This is a genomic window from Mesorhizobium sp. W050, from assembly GCF_054719535.1.
In genome coordinates, this window is sequence record NZ_JBTTIH010000001.1 from 2,542,658 (window position 1) to 2,567,405 (window position 24,748).

Below are 24,748 nucleotides of genomic sequence, written 5' to 3' on the forward strand. Positions count from 1 at the left end.
CGGTCCCGATCAAGCTTCAGCACTCAAGCGGCCCTTGTGGCAGACTGCCGCCCGGCTTTCAAGCATCAGGCGGAGCGGGCCTTGGCGACGGCTTGTCTCAGTTCGGACACGGGCATGCCGCGCCGGTACAGGTTGCCGCCGATGACCAGGGCTGGCGTGCCGCGCAGCTTGAAAGCCGTCGCCTGGGCTTCGGTGCGGACAAGGGCAGCGTCGATGTCGGGTTCACGGATGGCGAGGTCGGCACGCACCATCGCCACATCGACACCGACGGAAGAAAGGATGTCGTTGGTGCGGCGTTCCGAAAGGCCGCGCTGGTTGGTCATCAGCGCATCGACCGCCGCGCCATAGTGTTCGCCGCTCAGCAGCGTCACCCGCGCCGCGTCGCGCGACACGTCGCCGAAGATCGGCCAGTCCTTCATCACAAGCCGGACGCCGTTGTCCTCTTCCATCAACTTCTTCAGTTCGACGAAGACGAGCTTGCAGATCGGGCATTGATAGTCGACGAATTCGGCGATGGTGACGTCGCCATCGGGGTTGCCGAGCGCTGGAATGGCGGGATCGAAGGCGACTTCCGTGACAGTCGGCCCGGTGCTTGCCCAGGCGGGCAAGGGAGCCAAAACTGCGAGGCTTGCCGCGCCCTTCAGCAAAAGGCGCCGGTCGATCGGCTGCTTGAACATGGTCGTCCCCTGGTTGCGCGAACGGGTCCCCACCCGTCCCTACGATGCGCGCCCCGCGTTAAAGGAGGCTTAAGCATGATCATGTGGCACTTGCGTGGCGAATATTGCGGTTGCTGAAACCGTGAGGCTCCGCAAACCGTATGGTATGATGCGTCCCGGGACAGGTTTTGTTGGGGGACAATGGAGACAGGCCATGCGCCGCATCGCATTCGCAGTCGTTTCATTGCTGTTCGCGTTGTTCGTCTCGGCAGCCCTTGCCGGTGATGCGGAAGTCAAGGCCGGCCAGGCCGTCATCGATGGTCAGTTGAAGGCACTCATCGCCAATGATGGCGCCAAGGCGTACAGTTTCGCCGCTCCGAATGTGAAGCGCATCTTTCCGACCGTCGACACCTTCATGAACATGGTGACCAACGGCTATCCGCCGGTGCGCCAGCCGCAGAGCTATTCCTTCGGCAAGGTCGAGCAGATGGGGCCAACTTCGCTAATCCAGCAAGTGCTGATCGTCGGACCCGACGGCAAGGACTATGAGGCGGTCTACACGCTGGAACAGCAGCCCGACGGCAGCTTTCAGATCACCGGCTGCAGCTTGCGCGCAGCGAATTCGCTCAGTACCTGAGGCCCGGCTACAGCACCGGACTATCACCCCTCGCCCATGCCTCGGAAATCTCAGCCGTGCGCGCCTCAAAGGCCCGGGCCTCGATCGCGGCGCGAATGTCCTGCATCAGCTTCTGATAGTAGGACAGGTTGTTCCAGGTCAGAAGCATCGCCCCCAGCGCCTCTTGCGAGCGCACGAGATGGTGCAGATAGGCGCGTGAGTAGTCGCGCGCGGCCGGGCAGTCGCTCTCCTCATCCAGCGGCCGCGGATCGTCCGCGTGGCGGGCATTCCTGAGATTGACCTTGCCGCGCCTGGTATAGGCCAGGCCATGGCGGCCGGCGCGGGTCGGCATCACGCAGTCGAACATGTCGATGCCGCGCGCCACCGATTTCACGATGTCGTCCGGCGTGCCGACGCCCATGAGATATCGAGGCTTGTTGTCAGGCAATTCCGGACAGGTGATCTCCAGCATATCCAGCATCACCGCTTGCGGTTCGCCGACGGCCAGGCCGCCGACCGCATAGCCCTTCAGCTCCATCGCGCTCAGCGCCTGCGCCGAACGCACCCTGAGAGCTGCGTTGTCGCCACCCTGGACGATGCCGAACATCGCCTTGCCGGGCTGATCGCCGAACGCTGTCTTGCAGCGCTCGGCCCAGCGCAGCGACAGCTCCATCGCGCGCTCGATCTGCTTGAGGTCGGCCGGCAGCGCTGTGCATTCGTCGAGCTGCATCTGGATGTCGGAATCGAGCAGGCCCTGGATCTCGATCGAGCGCTCCGGCGACATCTCGTAGGCAGCGCCGTCAATGTGCGAGCGAAAGGTGACGCCCTTCTCGGTCAATTTTCTGAGCTTCGACAGCGACATGACCTGAAAACCGCCACTGTCGGTCAGGATCGGCTGCGGCCAGCGGGCGAATTCATGCAACCCACCAAGCCGCGCCACGCGCTCGGCGCCGGGGCGCAGCATCAGATGATAGGTATTGCCCAGGATGATGTCGGCGCCGACGCCGCGCACCTGGTCCATATACATGGCCTTGACCGTGCCGCCGGTGCCGACCGGCATGAAGGCCGGCGTGCGGATTTCGCCGCGCGGCATGGTGATGGAACCGCGCCGCGCCTTGCCGTCGGTGGCGAGGATCTTGAAGGTGAATGTCTCAGCCATTGAATTCCTTGTCATGGACAGGCGCGCCTGGCGCCTGCCTGTCGAGCGACTGGCGGTATTGGATGCAGCCGCGCATGAATTTCGGCCATGGCGGCACGGCAATCGATGGATCGGTCTTTTCCGGCAGCAGGTCCCACAGGTTGGGATGATGCCAGCATAAATCATGGCCGGTAGAATCTCGATGCTGGCGTATGCCGGCACGGAGTTTCTTCACTTCGGCGATCAGGCTCTCGCGATCAAAGGCTTGCAGATCATCGTCCATCGCTCATCTCCGCTCGATAAAGCAGGCTTGCATCTCCGTAGGAATAGAACCTGTAATTGTTCCCGATGGCATGAGCATAGGCCGCACGCATCGTATCTAGGCCGCTGAAGGCCGAAACCAGCATGAACAGCGTCGAACGCGGCAGATGGAAATTGGTCATCAGCAGATCGGCGGTGCGGAAGCGATAGCCCGGCGTGATGAAGATGTCGGTCGGGCCGGACCAGGCGGTCAGCGAGCCATCAGGCCGTGCCGCGCTCTCCAGCAGGCGCAGCGAGGTCGTGCCGACAGCGATGATGCGCCCGCCCCGCGCCTTGGCGCCATTCAGAGCGTCGGCTGTTGCTTCGCTGACCGAGCCGGTCTCGGCATGCATCTTGTGGTCAGCGGTGTCGTCCGCCTTGACCGGCAGGAAGGTGCCGGCGCCGACATGCAAGGTGACGAAGCGGCGTTCGATGCCTTTTGCATCCAGCGCGGCAAACAGCTCCGGCGTAAAATGCAGGCCTGCGGTGGGGGCAGCGACTGCGCCCTCCTCCTTGGCATAGATTGTCTGGTAATCCGTCAGGTCGCGTGCGTCGTCGTCGCGCTTGGAGGCGATATAGGGGGGCAGCGGGATGTGGCCGACGGCGCGCAGCGCTTCGTCGAGAAATGGGCCGGAGAGGTCGAAGCCGAGCAACGCCTCGCCGGCGTCGCCCTTCTCGATGACCGTGGCGTCGAGTTGGCCGAGAAAACAGGAATTGCCGTCATGGCCGAAATGGATGCGGTCGCCGGCGGCGATGCGCTTGCCCGGCCGCATGAAGGCCAGCCAGCGGTCCGGCGCCATGCGCATATGCAGCGTGGCGTCGACCTGCGCCTGCGCTTCGCCGCGCCGCCTGATGCCTCTCAACTGGGCAGGAATGACCTTGGTGTCGTTGAAGACCAGCACGTCGCCCGTTCTGAGCAAGGACGGAAGGTCGCGCACCGCGCGGTCCGCAAAGTCTTCGCCTGGCCTGACCACCAGCATTCTGGCGCTGTCGCGCGGCTCGGCCGGGCGCAGCGCGATGCGCTCCTCCGGCAGGTCGAAGTCGAAGAGATCGACGCGCATCAGTAGAGCCGGACGAGCAGCGCTCCGGCCAACAGCAGCACCGCGCCGGCGATGCGGCCGAGCGAAATCTCGCGCACCGCCACGCCGAGAAAGCCGACGCGATCGATCAGCATGCCGGCCAGCAACTGGCCGGCAACCAGGAACGCCATCAACGCGGCTGCACCAATGCGCGGCGTAAGAATGGTTGACAGGGTAACATAGAAACCGCCGAGCATGCCGCCGGCGATGAACAGCCAAGGCGCCGGCGCCTTCCAGTCGAGCGAGATGTCCTGCAGCCGCACAACGGCAATGGAGATGATACCAAGCACGATCGCGCCCGACAGGAACGAAAACGCAGCAGCCGCGACCGGGAGCCCCAGGCCGCGCGCCAGCTGCGAGTTGATCGGCGCCTGGACGGCGATGAAGGCGCCTGACAGGATGCCGAGCAGCGACCAGACCAAGCCCATCATCTTCGTTTGTCCTTACCTGACGTCGGCCGCGACCTTCAGCGACACGATCTTGTCGGGATCGACCACCGGCTCGCCGCGCTTGATCTTGTCGACATTGTCCATGCCTTCGATGACCTGGCCCCAGACCGTGTACTGGCGGTTGAGGAAAGCGGCATCGTCGAAGCAGATGAAGAACTGCGAATTGGCCGAGTTCGGGTTCTGCGAACGGGCCATCGAGCAGGTGCCGCGACCATGGTTGGCGTTGGAGAACTCAGCCTTCAGGTCCGGCTTTTCCGAGCCGCCCATGCCCGCGCGGGAGGGGGCAAAAGTGGGCTTGGTCGAATTGCCGAACTTGACGTCACCGGTCTGCGCCATGAAGCCTTCGATGACGCGGTGGAAAACCACGCCGTCATAGGCGCCTTCGCGGGCCAGTTCCTTGATCCGGGCGACGTGGCCCGGGGCCAGGTCGGGGAACAGTTCAATGACGACCTTGCCCTTGGTCGTTTCCAGGATGAGCGCGTTTTCGCGGTCCTTGATCTCAGCCATGTCGGATATCCTTTATCTCAGAAAACAGAATGATTTGATAGGTTTACTTGTCGGCGGCGATGCGTACCTTGATCATGCGGTCGGGCTCACTGACCGTGCCGTTGTCCGCCTCGTTGCCCTTCTTGATGTTGTCCACCAGCTCTATGCCGCTGACGACATTGCCGACGATGGTGTACTGGCCATCGAGGTTCGGCGCCGGCGCGAACATGATGAAGAACTGCGAATTGGCGGAGTTCGGGTCCTGCGAACGGGCCATACCGAGCGTGCCGCGCTTAAAATGTTCGCTCTGCGAGAATTCCGCCGGCAGGTCGGGCAGGTCTGAACCGCCGGTGCCGACGGCCTCGGGGCTGAACCCCTTCTTCATGTTGCCGAACTTGACGTCGCCGGTCTGCGCCATAAAGCCGTTGATGACGCGGTGGAATGCGACATCGTTATAAGCGCCTTCGCGCACCAGCTTCTTGATCTGGGCGACATGCTTGGGTGCCAGGTCGGGGCGTAGCGCGACGGTGACGTCGCCGTTCTTCAAGGTGATGACCATGGTGTTTTCCGGTTCGGCGGCGAAGGCCGAAACGGATGCGGTCACGAGACCGGCAAGCACGACGAGGAACGAGGCGAGCTTTTTCAGCTGCATAAGGGATCTCCGAAGGTCTTTGTTAGGGTGCATGTCGTTGCCCCAAAACCGGCATCCACTTTTGGGCGACATGCACTATTTCGCGAATTTGGCGGTGAGCGCGCCGGCAACGGCGGCCGGTACGAAGGGACGGATGTCTCCGCCCATCGAGGCTATCTGGCGCACAAGTGTGGCGGTAATGGTGCGTACCGATGGACTGGCGGGCAGAAAAACCGTCTGCAGTTCCGGCGCCATGGTCTCGTTCATGCCGGCCATCTGCATCTCGTAATCGAGATCGGTGCCGTCGCGCAGGCCGCGGATCATGATCGAGGCGCCATGCTTGCGGGCCGCGTCGATGACCAGCCCGTCAAAGGCGACGACCTTGATCCGGGCTCCGTCGCGGCCGAATTCGGCGTTCGTCGCGGCCTCGATCAGCTTCACCCGTTCGTCGAAGGAAAACAGCGGCGTCTTGCCGGGATGGGTGCCGATCGCCGCATATACCGTGTCGGCGACAGCCAGCGATGCCTTCAGCACATCGAGATGGCCGTTGGTCAGCGGGTCGAAGGAGCCGGCATAAAGGGCGATGCGATCGGTCATGGGAGGTGCTTCTAGCGGGGCATTGGGCGGAAGGCAAATGCGATTGGGAACATCTGCGTGAACCTTTTCGCAGACATGAACGACAGATGAATGCCTTGATCACGAAGACTTCACGCCGCGTTCGCTAGTTTGCACTTCGGAAGATGAAACCAAAACCCGATCTAACCGTTGGATAGGCGCAGGAGAACACGCACATGCTGATCTACATGCTCGCCACCGCAATGACCGTCGCCATGCTGATCGCCACCGCATTCGGATTGCATAGCGAGGCAGAGCGCGTCCGTGTCCGCACAAAGCGGTTCGAAGGTTTCGGCGCTCGCTGGCCCCACCATCGCCCCTGATTTATTGCTAGTTTCTTGTTTGCGCCGGCCCATCGGGCCGGCGTTGTTGCTCAAACCTATTCGGTGCTGTCCGGTACGGCATCTCCGGCGCCGGCCTCAATGACACCCTCTTCGACATCCTCGTCGGCCTGCGGCTCCGAAATCCGTTCGACCGAAACCACCTTCTCGCCTTCGGCGGTGTTGAAGATGGTCACGCCCTTGGTCGCGCGGCTGGCGAAACGGATACCGTTGACCGGCACCCGGATGACCGTGCCGCCATCCGAAACCAGCATGATCTGGTCGTCATTGCCGACCGGGAAAGTCGCCACCAGCTGGCCGATCTCGGCCACCTTCGACACGTCGGTGGCGCGGATGCCTTTGCCGCCGCGTCCGGTCAGGCGGAAATCGTAGGATGACGAGCGCTTGCCGTAGCCATATTCGGTCACCGTCAGCACATACTGCTCATGCGCCTTGAGCTCTTCGTAACGGCTGTCGGAAAGCTCAGTCTCCTCGCCAATCTCCTCATTGGTGAGTGCAATCTCTTCTTCCTCGCCGGTCACCTCGGCGGCAAGCCGCCGCTCCAGTGCTGCCCGCTTGAGGTAGGCGGAGCGTTCCGCCGGTGAAGCATCGACATGCTCGATGACCGACATGGAGATGATGCGGTCGGTCTCGGCCATGCTTATGCCGCGCACGCCGACCGAATTGCGGCTCTGGAAGACGCGCACATCGCCAACGCGGAAGCGGATGCACTGGCCGGAGCTGGCGGTCAAAAGCACATCGTCATTGTCTGTGCAGGTCTCGACGCCGAGAATCTCGTCGCCCTCCTCCTCCAGCTTCATGGCGATCTTGCCATTGCGGTTGACCTGGACGAATTCGGACAGCTTGTTGCGGCGCACGGTGCCGCGCGTGGTGGCGAACATGACGTCGAGTTCGCCCCAGCTGGTCTCGTCCTCGGGCAGCGGCATGATGGTGGTGATGCGCTCGCCCTGCTCCAGCGGCAGCATGTTGATCAGCGCCTTGCCGCGCGACTGCGGATTGCCGATTGGCAGCCGCCAGACCTTTTCCTTGTAGACGATGCCGCGCGAGGAGAAGAACAGCACCGGCGTATGCGTGTTGGCCACAAACAGCCGGGTGACGAAATCCTCTTCCTTGGTCGACATACCGGAGCGGCCCTTGCCGCCGCGGCGTTGCGCCCGGTAGAGCGACAGCGGCACGCGCTTGATGTAGCCGGAATGGCTGACGGTGACGACCATGTCCTCGCGCTGGATCAGGTCCTCGTCTTCCATGTCGGCGCCGCCGTCGGTGAGCTCGGTGCGGCGCGGCGTGCCGAACTCGTCGCGCACGGCGGCAAGCTCGTCCTTGACGATCTGCTGGATGCGGGCGCGGGACGACAGAATGTCGAGGTAATCCTTGATCTCGTCGCCGATCGTGTTCAGCTCGTCGGCGATTTCGTCACGGCCGAGCGCGGTCAGGCGCTGCAGGCGCAGTTCGAGGATTGCGCGCGCCTGTTCCTCGGAGAGGTTGTAGGTGCCATCCTCATTGATGCGATGGCGCGGATCGTCGATAAGCAGAATCAATGACTCCACGTCCCCGGAGGGCCAGCGCCGCTCCATCAACTGCTCGCGCGCCGTCTGCGGATCGGGCGCGGTGCGGATCAGCTTGATCACTTCGTCGATGTTGGCGACGGCGATGGCGAGGCCGACCAGCACGTGGGCGCGGTCGCGCGCCTTGCGCAGCAGGAATTTCGTGCGCCGGCTAATCACCTCTTCGCGGAAGCTGACAAACGCCTTCAGCATGTCGGTCAGGTTCATCACTTCCGGCTTGCCGCCGTTCAGCGCCACCATATTGGCGCCGAAGGAGGTTTGCAGCGGCGTGAAGCGGTAAAGCTGGTTGAGAATGACGTCGGCGACAGCGTCGCGCTTCAGCTCGATGACGACGCGGTAGCCCTGGCGGTCGCTTTCGTCGCGAATGTCGGAAATGCCTTCGATGCGCTTGTCGCGCACCAGCTCGGCCATTTTCTCGATCATCGAGGCCTTGTTCACCTGGTACGGGACTTCCGTGATGATGATCGATTCACGGTCGTTGCCGCGCTGCTCGACATTGACCTTGCCGCGCATGACGATGGAGCCACGACCCGTCGCATAGGCGCTGTAGATGCCGGAACGGCCGAGCACGATGCCGCCGGTCGGGAAATCGGGACCCGGAATGATCTCCATCAGCGCCGGCAAATCGATCGCCGGATTGTCGATGATGGCGATGGCGCCGTTGCAGATCTCGGCCAGATTATGCGGCGGAATATTGGTGGCCATGCCGACGGCAATGCCGCCGGAACCGTTGACCAGAAGGTTGGGGAAGCGAGCCGGCAGCACCTTCGGCTCGGTGTCGGAGGCGTCATAAGTCTCCTGGAAATCGACGGTTTCCTTGTCGATGTCCTCCAGCAGCTCATGTGCGACCTTGGTCAGCCGCGATTCGGTGTAGCGCATCGCCGCCGGCGGATCGCCGTCGATGGAGCCGAAATTACCCTGCCCGTCGATCAGCGGAACGCGCAGCGACCAGTCCTGCGCCATGCGCACTAAGGCGTCGTAGATCGAGGCGTCGCCATGCGGATGGTATTTACCCATCACGTCGGCGACCGGGCGGGCCGACTTCACATATTTGCGGTTCCAGTGATAGCCGCTCTCATGCGCCGCATAGAGAATGCGGCGGTGCACCGGCTTCAGGCCGTCGCGCACATCGGGCAGCGCACGGCTGACGATCACGCTCATGGCATAAGAGAGGTAGGAGCTCTGCATCTCCTCGATGATGGAGATGGGCTCGATGCCGGTGGGGCCGCCGTCGGCGCCGCGCGGGGGTTTTTGGTCGGTCAAATCGGATCACAATCTAATCAGGAATCATTGACCGCTTATATAGGAAGCACGGCCGAAACTCCAATATTCGTGGTGCTTTTCCAATGACGATTTCAGCGGTAAATTCAAATGGATACCTCTGATTGCGACGATTTGGCCATAACGCATTCGCCGCCGCCAGGGGCAAAAGCCTGCGAAGGACAGTTTTCCAAGCCAGAACGTATCAGGAGGCAGGCGGACGCATTAGCGGGTAGCCATCCGCCGGGCGCGATAGTCGCCGGGCGTTTCGCCCATGACGCGCCGGAAACGGCGGTTGAACGTCGACAAATCGTTGAAACCGGCCTCGAAGGCGATTGCCGAGATGGCATCGCCTGACATGCGCAGCCGCACCGCCGCGCGGTGCAGCCGGGTTCTCAGCAGAAACTGATAGGGCGTCATGCCGGCGACCTGCCGGAAGGTGCGCAGGAAATGATACGGGCTGGTCGCCGTCGCGCAGGCAAGCTCGGAAAGCGAGACCGGCCTGTCGGCATTGAGCTCGATCTGCCGCACCGCCTCGGCAACCCGTTTCTGGTCGCGGCGGCTCGGCGGTCGAACGCCAGGCACCGCATCGCTGGCGACGGGCAGTGCTGCGCCGGCAACTGCCAGTGCTGCACCGGCAATTCGCAGGCCAAGCTCTTCAAAGGCGTCGATGTCGACCATCTCGCGCGCCGCTTCCGCCTCGGCCAGCAGCGATGCGAGCGCCGGCAAAGGCGGCATATGCGGCACGCCGAAGGCGAGCTTGCTCGCGCCGGGCACGTCGCTGGCGATGCGGTCGAGATAGGCCGGAGCGAAGTGGAAGGACAGGCAACGGTCGCCGGCGCCATGCTCATGCCCGCATTCATAGCAGGCGCCGACATTGCCTAGCAGGATTGCGCCCGGCGCCAGCATGGCGGCGCCTTGCCTGGTGCGGTAGCGGAAGGTGCCGCTGGTGACAGCGGCAACGCAGAAGGTGTCGTGCGCCTCCTCGAACGGGCGGTCGCCGGCGCCGGCCGTGCACAGCACGTCGGACACATGCCAGCCCTGCCCCGATGCCAGGTTTTGTTCGCTCGTCGTCATGGCTTGAAAGATAGCAATTTTTCCCAAGCGCGACACCCTGCCGGGGCCTATCGCTTGCAGCCTCCTGACACAACGAAGGCAGCAAGTATGATCGGTACATCCTCCTTTGCCGAAGCGCTCCACAGCGACGGCCCCAACCCCGGTCTGGCTGACAAGCTTGATCTCTACGGCCGCTTCGTCGGCGCCTGGACATTCGATGCCACGCGCCATCTCGAGGACGGCACGGTTCTCACCGGACGCGGCGAGGTGCATTTCGGCTGGGTCCTGGAAGGCAGGGCGATCCAGGATGTATGGATCCTGCCCGCGCGGGATGCCGGCCCCTCGCCTTCTCTCGGCAAATGGACTTTCTATGGCACAACGCTGCGGGCCTATGATCCCGGCTCGGATGCCTGGCACATCTTCTGGAGCGACCCGCGCAACCAATACTACAGCCGCCAGCTTGGTCGCGCCGAAGGCGACACGATTGTGCAGGTCGGCGCCGACGGCACTGGTTCCTCGGTCCGCTGGAGCTTTTCGCGCATCACGAAAGACAGCTTCCGCTGGCTCGGCGAGCGTTCGCACGACGATGGCAAGACATGGCGTCTCGAAGTCGAGTTCCTGGCGCGCCGCGTCGCCCACGACTGATGACGCAACATATTGCAAAAAGGTGACCAAAAGCATGCTTGACCATGTCTCGATCGGCGTCCGCGACACCAACGTTTCGAAGCCCTTCTACGATGCCGCGCTAAAGCCGCTCGGTTATTCCTGCCTCAGCCAGTCGCCAGGCTCACTGGGTTATGGTGCGCAAGCCGTCGCGCTGTGGGTGAACGACGCGGAGCGGCCAGTGCCATCGGACGAGAAGTCCGGTCTGCATTTCTGCTTTGCCGCGCCGACGAGGCAGAGTGTCGTCGCCTTCCATGCCGCCGCCTTGCGTGCAGGCGGCAGCGACAATGGCGCGCCGGGCCTGCGCGCCGAATATGGCGAGAACTATTACGCTGCCTTCGTCGTCGATCCCGACGGCTATCGCCGGGAGGCCTATTGCAACGCTGCCGCCTAACACTGATGCCGTCTCCGGTATCGCCATGTCAGACGGTTCCCACCGGTCGGGCTTTGCTCTACCACTATGGTGGCGCAGGGGTCCGGCCCGGCGGGAGGGGTCAGCGATGCCGAGTTTCGACAGCCTGTTCAACGCCTTCGTCACCATTCTGGTGACCATCGACCCGCCAGGTCTCGCGCCGCTCTTCCTCGCGGTGACACGCGGCATGAACCGCGAGGAACGTCAGCAGGTTTCGGTGCGCGCCTCGATCATCGGCTTCCTCGTGATGGCGTTGTTTGCGGTGGCCGGGGCGTCCATCCTGTCGGTGTTCGGCATCACGCTGCCGGCTTTCCGTGTCGCCGGCGGGTTTTTGCTGTTCTTCATCGCTTTCGAAATGGTGTTTGAGCGCCGCCAGGACCGCAAGGAGAAGATCGGCGACGTCGCCATCACCAAGGACATGATCCACAACATCGCGGCCTTCCCGCTGGCGATCCCGCTGATCGCCGGCCCCGGTGCGATTTCGGCGACTGTGCTACTGTCGGGCTCGTTTCAGGGTTTTGCAGCACAAGCGGCGCTGGTCGGCATCATCTTCGTCTGCCTTGCCATCACCTATCTGGTGTTCGTGCTGTCGGAGCGCATCGACCGCATCCTCGGCCAGACCGGCCGCTCGATCCTCACCCGCCTGCTCGGCGTCATCCTGGCCGCGCTTGCGGTTCAGTTCGTCGCGGATGGCATCAAGGCGCTGATGGCGGGGTAAGCGGCAGCCCCTACTCCACCGCCGTATCGACGACCTCGAAATCGTGAGTGATGACAGCCGTCTTGGCCAGCATGGCCGAGGCCGAGCAGTATTTCTCGATCGACAGGTTGATGGCGCGCTGGACCTTGTCGCGCGACAGCGCGTGGCCCGTGACGATGAAATGCATATGGATGCGGGTGAAGACTTTGGGGTCGGTTTCGGCCCGGTCGGCGTCGAGTTCTACAACACAGTCCTCGATCGCCTCGCGGCCTTTTTCGAGGATGTGGACGACATCATAGGCCGAGCAGCCGCCGGTGCCGATCAGCACCAGCTCCATCGGGCTCGGACCTGGCGTCTTGCCTTCCGGCCCGGGGGCGGTCCCCAGCACCAGTTTGTGGCCGCTGCCGGACTCGCCGACGAAGGTGCGCTCCTCGACCCATTTAATCCGTGCTTTCACGGCAATCTTCCTTTCAGAAAGCGTCACTGGCCGAAGACGACCGTGTGCATGATCCGCCCCGGCAGCAGCGTGAACACGCCGGCGCCGATCAGGGCGAAAACATACAGCGATATCATCACCCTGCGATGTTTGGCGACCCGATGCATATGCGCGTGCCAGACCGCAAGCGGCACGGCGATCAACACTAAAATCGACAAGAGATGGATCGGGCTGAACGGACCGACGAGGCGTATCTGCTGGATCCAGAAACTGGAGATGGCGACGACCATCATCAGCGCCGCCCAGGCATAGCCGACGACACGATGACGCGTCGTGCCTTTCGGCAGCGCCAGTTGCGTAGCGCCAACGGCCAGCGCGGCAAGGGCCGCGAAGGCGTGCCATGGAATGGGAGGGCGCGCCGATAGAAGCGGTCCGAGCGACATCGCACCCTCTCCTCAGATATCGCTGACTATCGTCAGCTCAGAACGGGATTTCGTCGTCCAGTTCGCGCGACGAGCCGCCGCCACCGCCGCCCTTGGAACCGCCGCCACCGCTATTGCCGCCGCGGTTGAAGCTCTCATTGGGGCCAGACTGGCCGAAATCCGAGCCACGGCTCGCGCCGCCGCCGGCATAGTTGCCGACCTGACCGCCGCCCTCGCCGCGAGAATCGAGCATCTGCAGCTCGCCGCGGAATTTCTGCAGCACGACCTCGGTCGTGTACTTGTCGGCGCCGGTCTGGTCTTGCCATTTGCGTGTCTGCAGCTGGCCTTCGACGTAAACCTTCATGCCCTTCTTCAGGTACTGCTCGGCGACCTTGGCGATCTGGTCATTGAAAATGACCACGTTGTGCCATTCGGTCTTTTCCTTGCGCTCGCCGGAGTTCTTGTCGCGCCAGCTTTCCGACGTGGCGATGCGGATGTTGACGACCGGATCACCGGAATTCAGGCGGCGGATTTCAGGGTCCGCGCCGAGGTTACCGACCAGAATGACCTTGTTGACGCTACCCGCCATGACACTTCTCCGTGCTCATCCGAAACAAATTTCAAGTCGTTCACCTTACAGGCCGCGCACAATCCTGGCTTGCCGCGGCTGGCTTTTCCCACAAGGTTTTTGTTCCCTTTTCGTTCCTATACTGTTAACCACGGATTGTCAAGGAATGGCAGCAATCGCCGACGCGGGCGCGTGGATTTAGCTGACACGCAGGGGCGAGAAGCGGTGTCGTCAGCGCCGTTTTTTAGCTGGTGGCAACGGACCGGAAAAGCCGCTCCACTCCATGCCCATGCATGGGCGCGCTGTGCGATCACGGTTGGCGCCGACATCAGCCCGACTGCAGGTTCAGATTTCAGAGCCGGGTCATTCAGCAATTTCCCGATCGCGCGCCCGTGCCACCACACCTGAGCGACGAGCGCCGCTACCACCGCGATCAGGCCCCAGGTCCCCAATCCTTCGCCGAAGATGTAAATCCCGTATGGCGGGGATAGCGCCGTACCCAGCTTGGCCAACAAGATCACGGCCACGAAACCGATGACGGCGATCGCTCCTATACCGAGTACGAGGCGGCGATAGAGCCTCAGAGCCTCGTTGAGGTTCTCGGCGGACGAAAGATCGACGTTGGAATTCATAAATACTACTCCTGCCTCGCGATGATCGGCCCATCTTGTTCCCCACGGCTTAGAGGCCCGGCAGGATCCAATCAATACGCGGCATTCAAAACACCCCTTGCCAAATCGATAAGTATCGACTTATGCTTTTGCCATGATCGAAGCAGAGATTTTTCGCGCCCTGGCCGACCCGACGCGACGCGCCGTCTACGAGCGGCTGACTTCCGGCGAGATGAGCGTGTCGGAGTTGCGCACCGGCATGAGCGTGTCGCAGCCGGCGGTGTCGCAGCACCTTGCCGTGCTGCGCGGCGCAGGCCTGGTCAGCGAAAGACGCGCCGGCCGCAACGCCTACTATCGCGCCGATCCGCAAGGGCTCGAGCCGCTGCTCGGCTGGATCGAACGCTACCGCGCATTCTGGCCGGAGCGCATCGAAAGACTGAAGGCCGTTTTGAAGGACATGGACCAATGACCGACGAAAAGCAGACGCAGACCGCCAAGGATGCCCTCGCCTTCGAATGCGATCTGCCGGACGCACCGGAAAAAGTGTGGCGGGCACTGACCGTGCCGGACCTCTTGGCGGAATGGATGATGCCGAACGACATCAATCCGGAAACCGGCAGCCGCTTTGCCTTTGCCGGGCCTGAGAAGCCGATCGAGTGCGAAGTGCTCGATGCCGAACCGGGGCGCCTGCTGCGCTATTCCTGGCGCGAGCGTTCCGGCGACGCCAACCGCGAGGAGCTGGAGAGCATCGTCACCTTCACACTCGCCCGCACCGTTTCCGGCGGCACGCATCTGCGCATCGTCCATGACGGGTTTGTCCTGACGCCTGCGGTTGCGATGGCCGGCGCCGGCTGCCGGCTCTCGCTGCGCGCATACAAGCCCAAACCGCCTGTCGCCGCCAACGCGCCACGCCTGTTGCTGTGCGCTGCCTGAACCGGAAAAATCAAAACGGAGACAATGAGATGAGCGGCTTTGCCAATCTGGTGCCGATGGTGATCGAGCAATCGAGCCGCGGCGAACGCGCCTTCGACATTTTCTCGCGGCTGCTGCGCGAGCGCATCATCTTCGTCAATGGCGAGATCAATGACGGCATGTCGGCGCTGGTCTGCGCCCAGCTCCTGTCGCTGGAATCCGAAAACCCCGACAAGGAGATCTCGCTTTACATCAACTCGCCGGGCGGCGTGGTGACCAGCGGCTTCGCCATCTACGACACGATGCAATTTGTCAGTTGCCCGGTATCGACGGTGTGCATGGGCTTTGCCGCCTCGATGGCCTCGTTCCTGCTGATGGCGGGAACGCCGGGCCGGCGCATCGCGCTCCCCAACGCCAGCATCGTGCTGCACCAGCCTCTGGGCGGCTTCCAGGGCCAGGCCTCCGACATCCAGCGCCATGCCGAAGGCATTTTGCGCACCAAACGGCACATGACGGAACTGTATGCGCAGCATTGCGGCCGCACCTATGAAGAGGTCGAACGCACGCTCGACCGCGATTTCTTCATGACCGCCAAGGAGGCCAAGGAGTGGGGCCTCGTCGACCATGTGTTCGACACCCGCAAAAAGGCGGCGGCCTGATCGGCGGATTGAATGCAGGCCGGTGTTCCCTCAATTTCAACGCCGCTGGTCTGGCCTCGCCTTGAGCGCGGCACTATAGTCTTGCCATGCGCTACCACCTGAACAGACTGACCATAGCCATTGCCATCACGGCGGCGACGTCGAGCATGGCCTTTGCCGGGGGCAGCACCAGCACGTCGCGGAAAGGCGCCCTGCCCGGCGTGACCGGCGACTACCGCATCGCCAAGCCCGCGCCGCAGCCGGAGCCGGACGACGCGCTGCCTGCCGGCGAGAACGGCACGTTCAAGATCGGCGACACCGATGTCAGGATTTCCGGCAGCATCACTGTCGATGTCGGCACGGGTGGGATCAAGCCGCCGCGCCGGTAGCCCCTTTTCCAATTACTATACGGGAGAGAAAGCCTGCGCCGACGACTTCCTCACAAAAGAACAGCCCCGCCGTTGCTTCCGCTAACGGTCGGGGCTTTTTTTGGATTCCAAATCCAAACTGCCGGTAGTGTTATACCGACTTTGATTTCGGATGCTTCGCGGCATTCAGCCGACGATCCGACTAGCCGTCTCTGATTTTTGTGGGATTCGGCAGGTCACGGTTTGTCTGGTGGTTTGTTGGACTGACGCGATGCGTTCGTTTGGACGCATACACTCCAATGCCTTGAAACTACCTGGCACTTATGCCCGCCGCGGCTCCACTAGCAGGTGGAGCCTCAAGGGACTATCCGGTGGCGTCATGCTCCGCTCCTATGTCCGTTGCGACTGGTGTCAATCCGAAGCACAAATCGCAAAAACCTGCGGCGTCTCGCAGGCCGCTATGGGCGGCGAGGCCATCAAAGACGGCCGGCTCCGTTGACTCCGGCAGAGTGCGCCCCTGATTTGACGGCGTCAACCTTGAATAGCCGGTTACGGAAAATGTGATCGTCGGGAGCTTACGTCAGGGTCAGTTTCTGAAACACCCTTGTCAGTTTCTGCACAGCTTTGTCAGGAGCGTGTTCGGTCTTTGTTCTTTCCGCTTGCCCGTTCGCGCGAAAGACGGTTAAACGGCTTTGGTCGAGAAGTGTGGCGTCTCTCGACGTGGCGGCAAAAATACCTACATAGGGAATGGCCGGGAAAACCCGCCGATCCCACTGACACCAGACCTGAGGCGGCGACCGGCGATGGCCGACCATAAATACCTTTCCATTCGCGGGGCACGCGAACACAACCTAAAGAATGTCGATCTCGACCTGCCGCGTGACAGCCTGATCGTCATGACCGGCCTGTCGGGCTCCGGCAAATCGTCGCTTGCTTTCGACACCATCTATGCCGAGGGCCAGCGCCGTTACGTCGAGAGCCTGTCGGCTTATGCGCGCCAGTTCCTCGAAATGATGCAGAAGCCGGATGTCGACCAGATCGACGGCCTGTCGCCGGCCATCTCGATCGAGCAGAAGACCACGTCGAAGAACCCGCGTTCGACGGTCGGCACCGTCACTGAGATCTACGACTACATGCGCTTGCTGTTCGCGCGCGTCGGCATCCCCTATTCGCCGGCGACCGGCCTGCCGATCGAGAGCCAGACGGTTTCACAGATGGTCGACCGGGTGCTGGCGGTCGAGGAAGGCACGCGCCTTTTCCTGCTGGCGCCGATCGTGCGCGGCCGCAAGGGTGAGTATCGCAAGGAACTGCTGGAGCTGCAGAAGAAGGGCTTTCAGCGCGTCAAGGTCGACGGCGTCTTCTATGAGATCGCCGATGTGCCGGCGTTGGACAAGAAGTACAAGCACGACATCGATGTCGTCGTCGACCGCATCGTCGTGCGCGGCGACCTGGCGACACGGCTTGCCGATTCCATCGAAACGGCGCTCAAGCTGGCGGAAGGGCTGGCGGTGGCCGAGTTCGCCGACCGGCCGCTCGACGCCAGCCAGACCGGCGAGGACTCGGTCAACAAATCGAAGAACGAGACGCATGAGCGCATCCTGTTCTCGGAAAAATTCGCCTGCCCGGTTTCCGGCTTCACCATTCCGGAGATCGAGCCCAGGCTGTTCTCGTTCAACAACCCGTTCGGCGCCTGCCCGACCTGCGACGGCCTCGGCAACCAGCGCGCCATCGACGCCAGCCTGATCGTGCCGGACGAAAACGTCTCGCTGCGCGACGGCGCCGTCAGCCCGTGGGCGAAGTCGACCTCACCCTATTACGCCCAGACGCTGGAAGCGCTGGGCAAAGCCTATGGCTTCAAGCTCGGCGACAAGTTCAAAGACCTGACCGAAGAGGCAAAGGATGCCGTCCTGCGTGGCACCGGCGAGCGCGAGGTCACCTTCCAATATGATGACGGCCTGCGCTCCTACAAGACCACCAAGACGTTCGAGGGCGTCATTCCCAATCTCGAACGGCGGTGGAAGGAAACCGAATCCGCCTGGATGCGCGAGGAGATCGAGCGCTTCATGTCGGCGACGCCCTGCCCGGTCTGCAAGGGATACCGGCTGAAGCCGGAAGCGCTGGCGGTGAAGATCGCCGGCAAGCATATCGGCGAAGTCACAGAGCTGTCGATCCGCAAGGCCGACCAGTGGTTCACCGAACTGCCGCCACATCTCAACGACCAGCAGAACGAGATCGCGGTGCGCGTTCTCAAGGAAATCCGTGACCGCCTGCGCTTCCTCAACGATGTCGGCCTCGACTATCTGACGCTGTCGCGCAATTCCGGCACGCTGTCGGGCGGCGAGAGCCAGCGCATTCGTCTGGCGTCGCAGATCGGCTCCGGCCTCACTGGCGTGCTCTATGTGCTGGATGAGCCGTCGATCGGCCTGCACCAGCGCGATAATGCCCGCCTGCTCGACACGCTCAAGCATCTGCGCGACATCGGCAACACGGTGATCGTCGTCGAGCATGACGAGGACGCCATCCTGCATGCCGATTATGTCGTCGACATGGGTCCGGCCGCCGGCATTCATGGCGGCGAGATCATCGCCCAGGGCACGCCGCAGCAGGTGATGGCCAATCCCAACTCGATCACCGGTAAATATCTGTCGGGCGCGCTCGAAGTCGCCACGCCCGGTGTCAGGCGCGAGGCCAAGAAAAACCGCCGGCTGAAGATCGTCGGCGCGCGCGGCAACAATCTCAAGAACGTCACTGCCGAAATCCCGCTCGGCACCTTCACCGCCGTCACCGGCGTGTCTGGCGGCGGCAAATCGACCTTCCTGATCGAGACGCTGTTCAAGGCGGCGTCGCGCCGCATCATGGGCTCGCGCGAGCATCCGGCCGATCACGACCGCATCGAGGGCCTCGAATTCCTCGACAAGGTCATCGACATCGACCAGTCGCCGATCGGCCGCACACCGCGTTCGAACCCGGCCACCTACACCGGCGCCTTCACACCGATCCGCGACTGGTTTGCCGGGTTGCCCGAGGCCAAGGCCCGCGGCTATCAGCCGGGCCGCTTCTCCTTCAACGTGAAGGGCGGCCGCTGCGAGGCCTGCCAGGGCGACGGCGTCATCAAGATCGAGATGCACTTCCTGCCCGACGTCTACGTCACGTGCGACGTCTGCCACGGCAAGCGCTACAACCGCGAGACGCTCGACGTCCTGTTCAAGGGCAAGTCGATCGCCGACGTCCTGGACATGACGGTCGAGGAAGGCGTCGATTTCTTTGCCGCCGTGCCCGGGGTGCGCGACAAGTTGGAGACGCTGAAGCAGGTCGGCCTCGGCTACATCCATATCGGCCAGCAGGCGACGACGCTGTCGGGCGGCGAGGCGCAGCGCATCAAGCTCGCCAAGGAATTGTCGCGCAAGGCGACCGGCAAGACGCTCTACATCCTCGACGAGCCGACCACCGGCCTGCACTTTCACGACGTCGCCAAATTGCTGGAAGTGCTGCACGAGCTGGTCGACCAGGGCAACACGGTGGTGGTCATCGAGCATAATCTCGAAGTCATCAAGACCGCCGACTGGGTGCTCGACCTCGGCCCCGAAGGCGGCGATGGCGGCGGCGAACTGGTTGCACAGGGCACACCGGAAGCCATCGTGCGCGAAAAGCGCAGCTACACCGGCCACTTCCTGAAGGAGCTTTTGGAGCGGCGGCCCGGAGGCAAGCGCGAAGCGGCGGAGTGACTGGCAGACCGGCCGGGCGCCTGGAGAGCTTTGAATGACAGTCCGACAGGCGCTTGCCGGTGATCTCGACGGAGTCGTTTCGCTGACGGAAGCCGCCTATGGGCATTACACCGCCTTGTTCGGCGCGCCGCCGATCCCAGTCACCGAGGGCTATGCGCCACGCATCGAGCGAGGCGAGGTCTGGCTGCTGGAGAGCGACGCTGAGCTCGCCGGGCTGATCGTTATTGAGCGCCACCCCGATCATGCGATGATCTTCAGCGTCGCGGTCTCCCCCGCTTTTCAGGGGAGGAAACTCGGTACCGCGCTGCTCGACTTCGCCCAGGAACAGGCGCGGCTATGGGGTGTGCCGGAGGTGCGGCTCTACACCAATTCGCGCATGGAGCGGAACATCGAGATCTATACGGCCTATGGCTTCCACGAAACGGGCCGCCGAGCCAATCCCCACCGTCCCGGATGGACCGTGGTCGACATGATCAAACCGGTTGGAAAAATAGCCTGACCGCATTTTTAGAACTGGGAGGAAGACGATGATCAGCCAAGGAACAATCCGCGCCGGGATGGGCGGCTGGACTTTCGAACCCTGGGATACGTCTTTCTACCCGGACAAGCTTTCCAAGGCCAAGCAGCTGAGTTACGCCACCCGCCAGGTACCGAGCATCGAGGTCAACGGCACCTACTATTCCAGCTTCAAGGAGCCGACCTTCGTCAAATGGGCGAGCGAGGCGCCGGACGGTTTCGTCTATTCGCTGAAGGGCAATCGCTTCGTCACCAACCGGCGCGTGCTTGGCGAAGCCGGCGAGTCCATGACGCGCTTCCTCGGCTCCGGCATTGCCGCGCTGGGCGACAAGCTGGGCCCGATCCTGTGGCAGTTCGCGCCGACGAAAAAGTTCGACGCCAATGATTTCGAGGCCTTCCTGAAGCTGCTGCCGGAAAAGCAGGATGGCGTGGCGCTGCGCCATGCGCTGGAAGTGCGCAACGACAGTTTCAGCGTGCCGGAATTTGTGAGCCTGGCGCGCAAATACAAGGCGGCGATCGTCTATGCCGACCATGCCAAATATCCTGGTATCGCCGACATCACCGGCGATTTTATCTATGCGCGGCTGCAGACCGGCAGCGACGACAATCCGGATTGCTATACGCCGAAGGGCCTGAACGAATGGGCAGCGCGGGTGAAGACCTGGGCGCAAGGCAAGCGGCCGGCCGATCTGCGGCGCGCCGATCCGACTTTCGACGCGCCGGTGAAACCGCGCGATGTGTTCGTCTACTTCATCACCGAGGGCAAGGTGCGCGCGCCGTTCGGCGCCATGGCGCTGATGAAGAGGGTGAGCTGATCGGTTAAAGCGCGTCGCGCTGAAACGGATTCATACGACGCGATTTAAGTCTTTGTCTTGATGCATGCCGTTGTCCCAGAACCGCGGCACACTTCTGGGCGACATGCATTAGGAGCAATTCCAGGAAAAGTGTGGACCGGTTTTCCCGGAAAAGCGGTCAGCGCTTTCCCTTGAAAAGGGTTTCAACCCAGAATTGCTACGATCAACCGAAGCGTGATAGCTTATGCGCTCGTAACCTTATCGATACCTCCTTCCTGCATAAATCCGGTGCGGGTCTTTCTAGAGGCCGGCCGCCGCGCGCAAGGACGAGGGCATGTCGCTCGACTACAGTTCTCTTCTGTTGGCTGTCGGGTTTTCCGCCGCTTGCCTCGGCCTGACGCTGTTCGGCATCTGGCTTACCGCGCGTTCGGAAAAATTCCTGCTGACATGGGCGGTCAGCGTGCTTCTGATCGTTGCCGACGTCTTCGCCTACCAAGCCTATATCGACGCGCCCGGACGCCTGCTCGGCCTGGCCAGCTTCACGTTCCTGCTGCTCGGCTTCGCGACCATGCTGGGCGCTGCCTATCAGTTCACGACAGGGAGGTCACCGCTGCCCCGCATTGCTGTCGGCGCCGGCGTCTCGCTGGCAGTCGCCTTGCCGCCGATGGCGCTTGGCTGTGACGGGCTGGGCTTCATGCTGGAGAATGCCTTCGCCGCGCTGCTTTTGTTTGCGACGGCCTATGAATACTGGAAGGGCCGCACCGAATTCCCTGCCCCGATCCTCGGCATTGCCGGGCTCTACACAGCCACCGGAATTTCCTTCGTGCTGTGCTCCGGTGCACTTGTCTGGGATGGCAGGCTGGTGCTTGGCCATGCGCCGAGCAACTGGGCCGAGGATTTCAGCCTCATCGTCGTCATCGCCTGCATGACCGGCATCGGCGCGCTCTCGCTGGCGCTCAACCAGGGACGCCTGGCGCAGCATCATCGCCGCGAAGCGCTGACCGATCCGCTGACCGGACTGCTCAACCGGCGCGCTTTGTTCGACCTGCACGGCAAAACACCGGTCCGGTCCTTCACCGCCGTGATCGTGTTCGATCTCGACGGCTTCAAGGCCATAAATGACGAGTTCGGCCATGCCACCGGCGACGAGGTGCTGAAACTATTCGCCAAGGATTTGACCGCCAATCTCCAGCCAGGCGATGTCGCCGCGCGCATGGGCGGAGAGGAATTTGCATTGGTGCTCGATCGCACCTTGCCTGAAAAGGTGGAATTCATAGCCGAGCGCATCCGGGCCAGTTTTGCCATGCGCCGGATCGATACCGAGACCCGCCTGCTCTCCTGCACGGTCAGCGCCGGCTACGCCTTCGGCAGCGAGGGCGGCACCAAATTCGACAAGGTGCTCAGCGCCGCCGACAAGGCGCTTTACGGCGCCAAGCGGGGCGGCCGCAATCGTGTGCTCGCCTTCCGGCGCGCCGGGTAGGCTGGCTGATATTCAGCGGGCCTGAACCTCACCACACGTAAAACAACAACCTAAAGCGCGTCGCATGAGGCCGTTCAGGCGCGAGGCGTTTTTAGGCCGCTATGACGATCTCGTTGTAAGTGTCGAGGTCGACGTAGAAAACCTTGGTGATTTCGCCGATCAGCTCATCCTGCTGGTAGCCTTGCGAGCGCAGAATGTTGATGGCGGTAATGATGTCGACACGCTCTGTCAGCCGTCGTTTCTGGTGGTCCTCGACGAACCGTTCCATAGCCCTATTCTCCTGGCAAGATTATCTGAACGCATTGACCGACAATCAGAACTGCGAGGGAAGCTAGGGTGGCTTGCTTGCGTGGAACTTGCAGGCTGAGCCAGCATATTCCCTCGATCTGCTACAGAACCAGACTGATACGGAAGCGGCCGACTCACCGAGGCCTAGGAAAGACTAGCATGCAGTATTCGGCGTGCCAGAGTGTGGCGGCCTCGGACGAAAGTCCGACGCAACGGGTGCGGACCTTCACGACTTCATCATCCTTGGGCGTAGCGACGCGAAGCGGAGCGAAGACCCAGGGATCCATGCCGGGATGAAGAAGCGTCATTAACGGTGCAGAATGTGGAATGCCAATGTGCCGCAGAAGCGATCTTGTTCTGCATCGCGGCACTCTTTGGCTGATGTCGCGGCATGGATTCTAGGGTCTGCGCGCGTCGCTCCGCTCCTTGCTCCGCCCTAGAATGACGAAGTGATTGTGGGCATTTCAGCCAATCTTCGACGTGTACGATCCGTGCAGCCGTCGACCTGCGTTAAACCGTCAGAAACTTCCTGACGTCCGCCCGGTCGAGATCTTCGACCGGGCCGGTGTGGACGATCTGGCCGCGGTCCATGATGTTGACCTCGTCGGCGAGCTCGCGGCAGAAATCGAGATATTGCTCGACCAGAAGCACCGCAATGCCGGCCTGATCGCGCAAATAGTGGATGGCGCGGCCGATGTCCTTGATGATCGAGGGCTGGATGCCTTCGGTCGGCTCGTCGAGCACCAGCAGTTTCGGCCGCATGACGAGCGCCCGGCCGATGGCGAGCTGCTGCTGCTGGCCGCCTGAGAGATCGCCGCCGCGCCGCCCCAGCATCTGCTTCAGCACCGGAAACAGTTCGAAGACATGCGCCGGCACGTTGCGGTCGGCGCGCTTCAACGGCGCAAAGCCGGACTCCAGGTTTTCGCGCACCGTCAGCAGCGGAAAGATCTCCCTGCCCTGCGGTACGAATGCGATGCCCGACCGGGCGCGATCATACGCCGCGCTCCGGTCGAGCGCCTTCCCCTCGAAGGCAACGCTTCCGCTCGTCAGCCGGTGGTGGCCGACGATCGATCTCATCAAACTGGTCTTGCCGACGCCGTTGCGGCCGAGCACGCAGGTGATCTTGCCGGCACCCGCCGTCAGCGACACACCGCGCAGCGCCTGAGCAGCGCCGTAATGGAGCGTGGCGTTGGAAACTTCGAGCATGTCAGCGCCTTCTCCAGAAGCGGAGGAACGAAAAGTCGAAGCGATGGAATTGCACCCGCCAGACCATGCTCATCTCCCGAGATAAACTTCGACGACCCGCTCGTCGGCCGAGACGAAATCGAGCGAGCCTTCCGACAGCACCGAGCCCTCATGCAGGCAGGTGACCTTGACGCCGAGTTCGCGCACGAAATGCATGTCGTGCTCGACGACGATGACCGAATGCTCGCGCGCTATGTCCTTGAGCAGCCGCGCGGTTTCCTCGGTCTCGGCATCGGTCATCCCTGCGACCGGCTCGTCAACCAAAAGCAGCTTCGGGTCCTGCGCCAGCAGCATGCCGATCTCCAGCCACTGTTTCTGGCCATGGCTGAGATTGGCTGCCAGATCGTGGCGCTTGTCGCCCAGCCGGATGATGCCGAGGATGTCGTCGATCTGTCTGGCTTCGGCGGCCGAGCGGCGATGGAACAGCGCCGGAAAGATCGAGCGCGGGCCCTTCAGCGCCAGCATCAGATTGTCTTCGACGCTATGGCTTTCGAAGACGGTCGGCTTCTGGAATTTGCGGCCGATGCCCATCATGGCGATCTCCGCCTCGTCGTGCCGGGTCAGATCGACCTGGCCGTCGAAGAACACTTCGCCCTCGTCGGGCCGGGTCTTGCCGGTGACGATGTCCATCATCGTCGTCTTGCCGGCGCCGTTGGGACCGATGATGGCGCGCATCTCGCCCTTGTCGAGCACCAGCGACAGATTGTTGATGGCGCGGAAACCGTCGAAGGAGACCGAGACGCCGTCGAGATAGAGGATGGTGTTGGACTTCGACATCGCT

At 62.5% G+C, this 24,748-nt stretch carries 30 protein-coding genes; 13 read left to right on the forward strand and 17 right to left on the reverse strand.

Annotated elements, in window-relative coordinates; translation table 11 throughout:
- Positions 1-65: 65 nt before the first annotated feature.
- Entirely contained in the window at positions 66-677 is a 612-nt protein-coding gene (locus tag ACYG9Y_RS12335; protein WP_023693402.1) for a DsbA family protein, read from the reverse strand.
- Between the two features lie 193 nt (positions 678-870).
- Between ACYG9Y_RS12335 and ACYG9Y_RS12340 the strand changes: the two genes are divergently transcribed.
- Positions 871-1,293, forward strand: a complete 423-nt coding sequence (locus tag ACYG9Y_RS12340; protein WP_023670961.1) for a DUF4864 domain-containing protein — start codon at positions 871-873, stop codon at positions 1,291-1,293.
- Between the two features lie 7 nt (positions 1,294-1,300).
- Here ACYG9Y_RS12340 and tgt read toward each other — a convergent pair whose 3' ends face one another.
- The 7 genes from tgt to coaD form a co-directional block, all read right to left on the reverse strand.
- Positions 1,301-2,431 (reverse strand): tRNA guanosine(34) transglycosylase Tgt, encoded by a 1,131-nt coding sequence (gene tgt / locus ACYG9Y_RS12345; RefSeq protein ID WP_023712378.1) that lies wholly within the window; start codon positions 2,429-2,431, stop codon positions 1,301-1,303.
- Positions 2,424-2,693, reverse strand: coding sequence for a hypothetical protein (locus ACYG9Y_RS12350; RefSeq protein WP_023684641.1), 270 nt, complete (start codon positions 2,691-2,693; stop codon positions 2,424-2,426). The genes tgt and ACYG9Y_RS12350 overlap by 8 nt, the downstream gene beginning before the upstream one ends.
- Complete coding sequence (gene queA / locus ACYG9Y_RS12355) at positions 2,683-3,771, reverse strand: tRNA preQ1(34) S-adenosylmethionine ribosyltransferase-isomerase QueA (RefSeq protein ID WP_023712379.1); 1,089 nt, start codon at positions 3,769-3,771, stop codon at positions 2,683-2,685. The genes ACYG9Y_RS12350 and queA overlap by 11 nt, the downstream gene beginning before the upstream one ends.
- Positions 3,771-4,220: a DMT family transporter gene (locus ACYG9Y_RS12360; protein WP_023684639.1), complete on the reverse strand. Its 450-nt coding sequence runs from the start codon at positions 4,218-4,220 to the stop codon at positions 3,771-3,773. The genes queA and ACYG9Y_RS12360 overlap by 1 nt, the downstream gene beginning before the upstream one ends.
- A 12-nt stretch (positions 4,221-4,232) precedes the next feature.
- On the reverse strand, positions 4,233-4,745 hold the full coding sequence (locus ACYG9Y_RS12365) for a peptidylprolyl isomerase (RefSeq protein WP_023670956.1): 513 nt from the start codon (positions 4,743-4,745) through the stop codon (positions 4,233-4,235).
- A gap of 43 nt (positions 4,746-4,788) precedes the next feature.
- On the reverse strand, positions 4,789-5,283 hold the full coding sequence (locus ACYG9Y_RS12370; protein WP_245260490.1) for a peptidylprolyl isomerase: 495 nt from the start codon (positions 5,281-5,283) through the stop codon (positions 4,789-4,791).
- A 168-nt stretch (positions 5,284-5,451) separates the two neighbouring features.
- Entirely contained in the window at positions 5,452-5,952 is a 501-nt protein-coding gene (coaD, locus tag ACYG9Y_RS12375) for a pantetheine-phosphate adenylyltransferase (protein ID WP_023696507.1), read from the reverse strand.
- Positions 5,953-6,146: 194 nt separating this feature from the next.
- On the opposite strand from coaD, the gene ACYG9Y_RS12380 reads away from it, so the two are divergent.
- Positions 6,147-6,293, forward strand: coding sequence for a hypothetical protein (locus tag ACYG9Y_RS12380; protein ID WP_023712381.1), 147 nt, complete (start codon positions 6,147-6,149; stop codon positions 6,291-6,293).
- 56 nt (positions 6,294-6,349) lie between these two features.
- On the opposite strand, the gene gyrA is transcribed toward ACYG9Y_RS12380, so the two are convergent.
- Both gyrA and ACYG9Y_RS12390 read right to left on the reverse strand, forming a co-directional pair.
- Complete coding sequence (gene gyrA, locus ACYG9Y_RS12385) at positions 6,350-9,139, reverse strand: DNA gyrase subunit A (protein WP_023696506.1); 2,790 nt, start codon at positions 9,137-9,139, stop codon at positions 6,350-6,352.
- Between the two features lie 222 nt (positions 9,140-9,361).
- Positions 9,362-10,213 carry a helix-turn-helix transcriptional regulator gene (locus ACYG9Y_RS12390; protein WP_023739981.1) on the reverse strand — a complete coding sequence of 284 codons (852 nt, stop codon included), beginning with the start codon at positions 10,211-10,213 and terminating at the stop codon, positions 9,362-9,364.
- 87 nt (positions 10,214-10,300) lie between these two features.
- On the opposite strand from ACYG9Y_RS12390, the gene ACYG9Y_RS12395 reads away from it, so the two are divergent.
- The 3 genes from ACYG9Y_RS12395 (at position 10,301) to ACYG9Y_RS12405 (ending at position 11,985) form a co-directional block, all read left to right on the forward strand.
- Positions 10,301-10,837, forward strand: coding sequence for a hypothetical protein (locus ACYG9Y_RS12395; RefSeq protein ID WP_023706193.1), 537 nt, complete (start codon positions 10,301-10,303; stop codon positions 10,835-10,837).
- A 34-nt stretch (positions 10,838-10,871) separates the two neighbouring features.
- Entirely contained in the window at positions 10,872-11,249 is a 378-nt protein-coding gene (locus ACYG9Y_RS12400; protein ID WP_023715840.1) for a VOC family protein, read from the forward strand.
- Positions 11,250-11,355: 106 nt separating this feature from the next.
- Entirely contained in the window at positions 11,356-11,985 is a 630-nt protein-coding gene (locus ACYG9Y_RS12405; protein WP_023670949.1) for a MarC family protein, read from the forward strand.
- Positions 11,986-11,995: 10 nt separating this feature from the next.
- Here the strand turns inward: ACYG9Y_RS12405 and ACYG9Y_RS12410 are convergent, their stop codons facing one another.
- The 4 genes from ACYG9Y_RS12410 to ACYG9Y_RS12425 all read right to left on the reverse strand — a co-directional run bounded on the left by ACYG9Y_RS12410 (position 11,996) and on the right by ACYG9Y_RS12425 (position 14,022).
- Complete coding sequence (locus tag ACYG9Y_RS12410) at positions 11,996-12,421, reverse strand: OsmC family protein (RefSeq protein WP_023706191.1); 426 nt, start codon at positions 12,419-12,421, stop codon at positions 11,996-11,998.
- Between the two features lie 23 nt (positions 12,422-12,444).
- Complete coding sequence (locus tag ACYG9Y_RS12415; RefSeq protein ID WP_023726685.1) at positions 12,445-12,843, reverse strand: DUF2306 domain-containing protein; 399 nt, start codon at positions 12,841-12,843, stop codon at positions 12,445-12,447.
- A gap of 37 nt (positions 12,844-12,880) precedes the next feature.
- Positions 12,881-13,411, reverse strand: coding sequence for a single-stranded DNA-binding protein (ssb, locus tag ACYG9Y_RS12420; protein ID WP_023715842.1), 531 nt, complete (start codon positions 13,409-13,411; stop codon positions 12,881-12,883).
- 116 nt (positions 13,412-13,527) lie between these two features.
- Positions 13,528-14,022 (reverse strand): hypothetical protein, encoded by a 495-nt coding sequence (locus ACYG9Y_RS12425; RefSeq protein WP_023715843.1) that lies wholly within the window; start codon positions 14,020-14,022, stop codon positions 13,528-13,530.
- Positions 14,023-14,155: 133 nt separating this feature from the next.
- Between ACYG9Y_RS12425 and ACYG9Y_RS12430 the strand changes: the two genes are divergently transcribed.
- The 8 genes from ACYG9Y_RS12430 to ACYG9Y_RS12465 all read left to right on the forward strand — a co-directional run bounded on the left by ACYG9Y_RS12430 (position 14,156) and on the right by ACYG9Y_RS12465 (position 22,434).
- A complete protein-coding gene (locus ACYG9Y_RS12430; RefSeq protein ID WP_023670944.1) occupies positions 14,156-14,470 on the forward strand; it encodes an ArsR/SmtB family transcription factor in 315 nt (104 codons plus the stop codon).
- Positions 14,467-14,934, forward strand: coding sequence for an SRPBCC family protein (locus tag ACYG9Y_RS12435; protein WP_023739982.1), 468 nt, complete (start codon positions 14,467-14,469; stop codon positions 14,932-14,934). Before ACYG9Y_RS12430 ends, ACYG9Y_RS12435 begins: the two co-directional genes overlap by 4 nt.
- A 29-nt stretch (positions 14,935-14,963) precedes the next feature.
- Positions 14,964-15,572 carry an ATP-dependent Clp protease proteolytic subunit gene (locus tag ACYG9Y_RS12440; RefSeq protein WP_023734315.1) on the forward strand — a complete coding sequence of 203 codons (609 nt, stop codon included), beginning with the start codon at positions 14,964-14,966 and terminating at the stop codon, positions 15,570-15,572.
- A gap of 146 nt (positions 15,573-15,718) precedes the next feature.
- Entirely contained in the window at positions 15,719-15,940 is a 222-nt protein-coding gene (locus tag ACYG9Y_RS12445) for a hypothetical protein (RefSeq protein ID WP_032891865.1), read from the forward strand.
- A gap of 782 nt (positions 15,941-16,722) precedes the next feature.
- Positions 16,723-19,644, forward strand: a complete 2,922-nt coding sequence (gene uvrA / locus ACYG9Y_RS12450; RefSeq protein ID WP_023739983.1) for an excinuclease ABC subunit UvrA — start codon at positions 16,723-16,725, stop codon at positions 19,642-19,644.
- 34 nt (positions 19,645-19,678) lie between these two features.
- Positions 19,679-20,143: a GNAT family N-acetyltransferase gene (locus ACYG9Y_RS12455; RefSeq protein ID WP_023726687.1), complete on the forward strand. Its 465-nt coding sequence runs from the start codon at positions 19,679-19,681 to the stop codon at positions 20,141-20,143.
- A 28-nt stretch (positions 20,144-20,171) separates the two neighbouring features.
- Positions 20,172-20,975 carry a DUF72 domain-containing protein gene (locus ACYG9Y_RS12460; protein WP_023739984.1) on the forward strand — a complete coding sequence of 268 codons (804 nt, stop codon included), beginning with the start codon at positions 20,172-20,174 and terminating at the stop codon, positions 20,973-20,975.
- A gap of 313 nt (positions 20,976-21,288) precedes the next feature.
- Positions 21,289-22,434: a GGDEF domain-containing protein gene (locus ACYG9Y_RS12465; protein ID WP_023739985.1), complete on the forward strand. Its 1,146-nt coding sequence runs from the start codon at positions 21,289-21,291 to the stop codon at positions 22,432-22,434.
- 91 nt (positions 22,435-22,525) lie between these two features.
- Here ACYG9Y_RS12465 and ACYG9Y_RS12470 read toward each other — a convergent pair whose 3' ends face one another.
- From ACYG9Y_RS12470 to urtD, 3 genes are all read right to left on the reverse strand, one after another.
- A complete protein-coding gene (locus tag ACYG9Y_RS12470) occupies positions 22,526-22,702 on the reverse strand; it encodes a hypothetical protein (RefSeq protein WP_023670936.1) in 177 nt (58 codons plus the stop codon).
- Between the two features lie 530 nt (positions 22,703-23,232).
- Complete coding sequence (urtE, locus tag ACYG9Y_RS12475; protein ID WP_023739986.1) at positions 23,233-23,928, reverse strand: urea ABC transporter ATP-binding subunit UrtE; 696 nt, start codon at positions 23,926-23,928, stop codon at positions 23,233-23,235.
- 69 nt (positions 23,929-23,997) lie between these two features.
- Positions 23,998-24,744 (reverse strand): urea ABC transporter ATP-binding protein UrtD, encoded by a 747-nt coding sequence (urtD, locus tag ACYG9Y_RS12480; protein ID WP_023670934.1) that lies wholly within the window; start codon positions 24,742-24,744, stop codon positions 23,998-24,000.
- Positions 24,745-24,748: the final 4 nt, after the last annotated feature.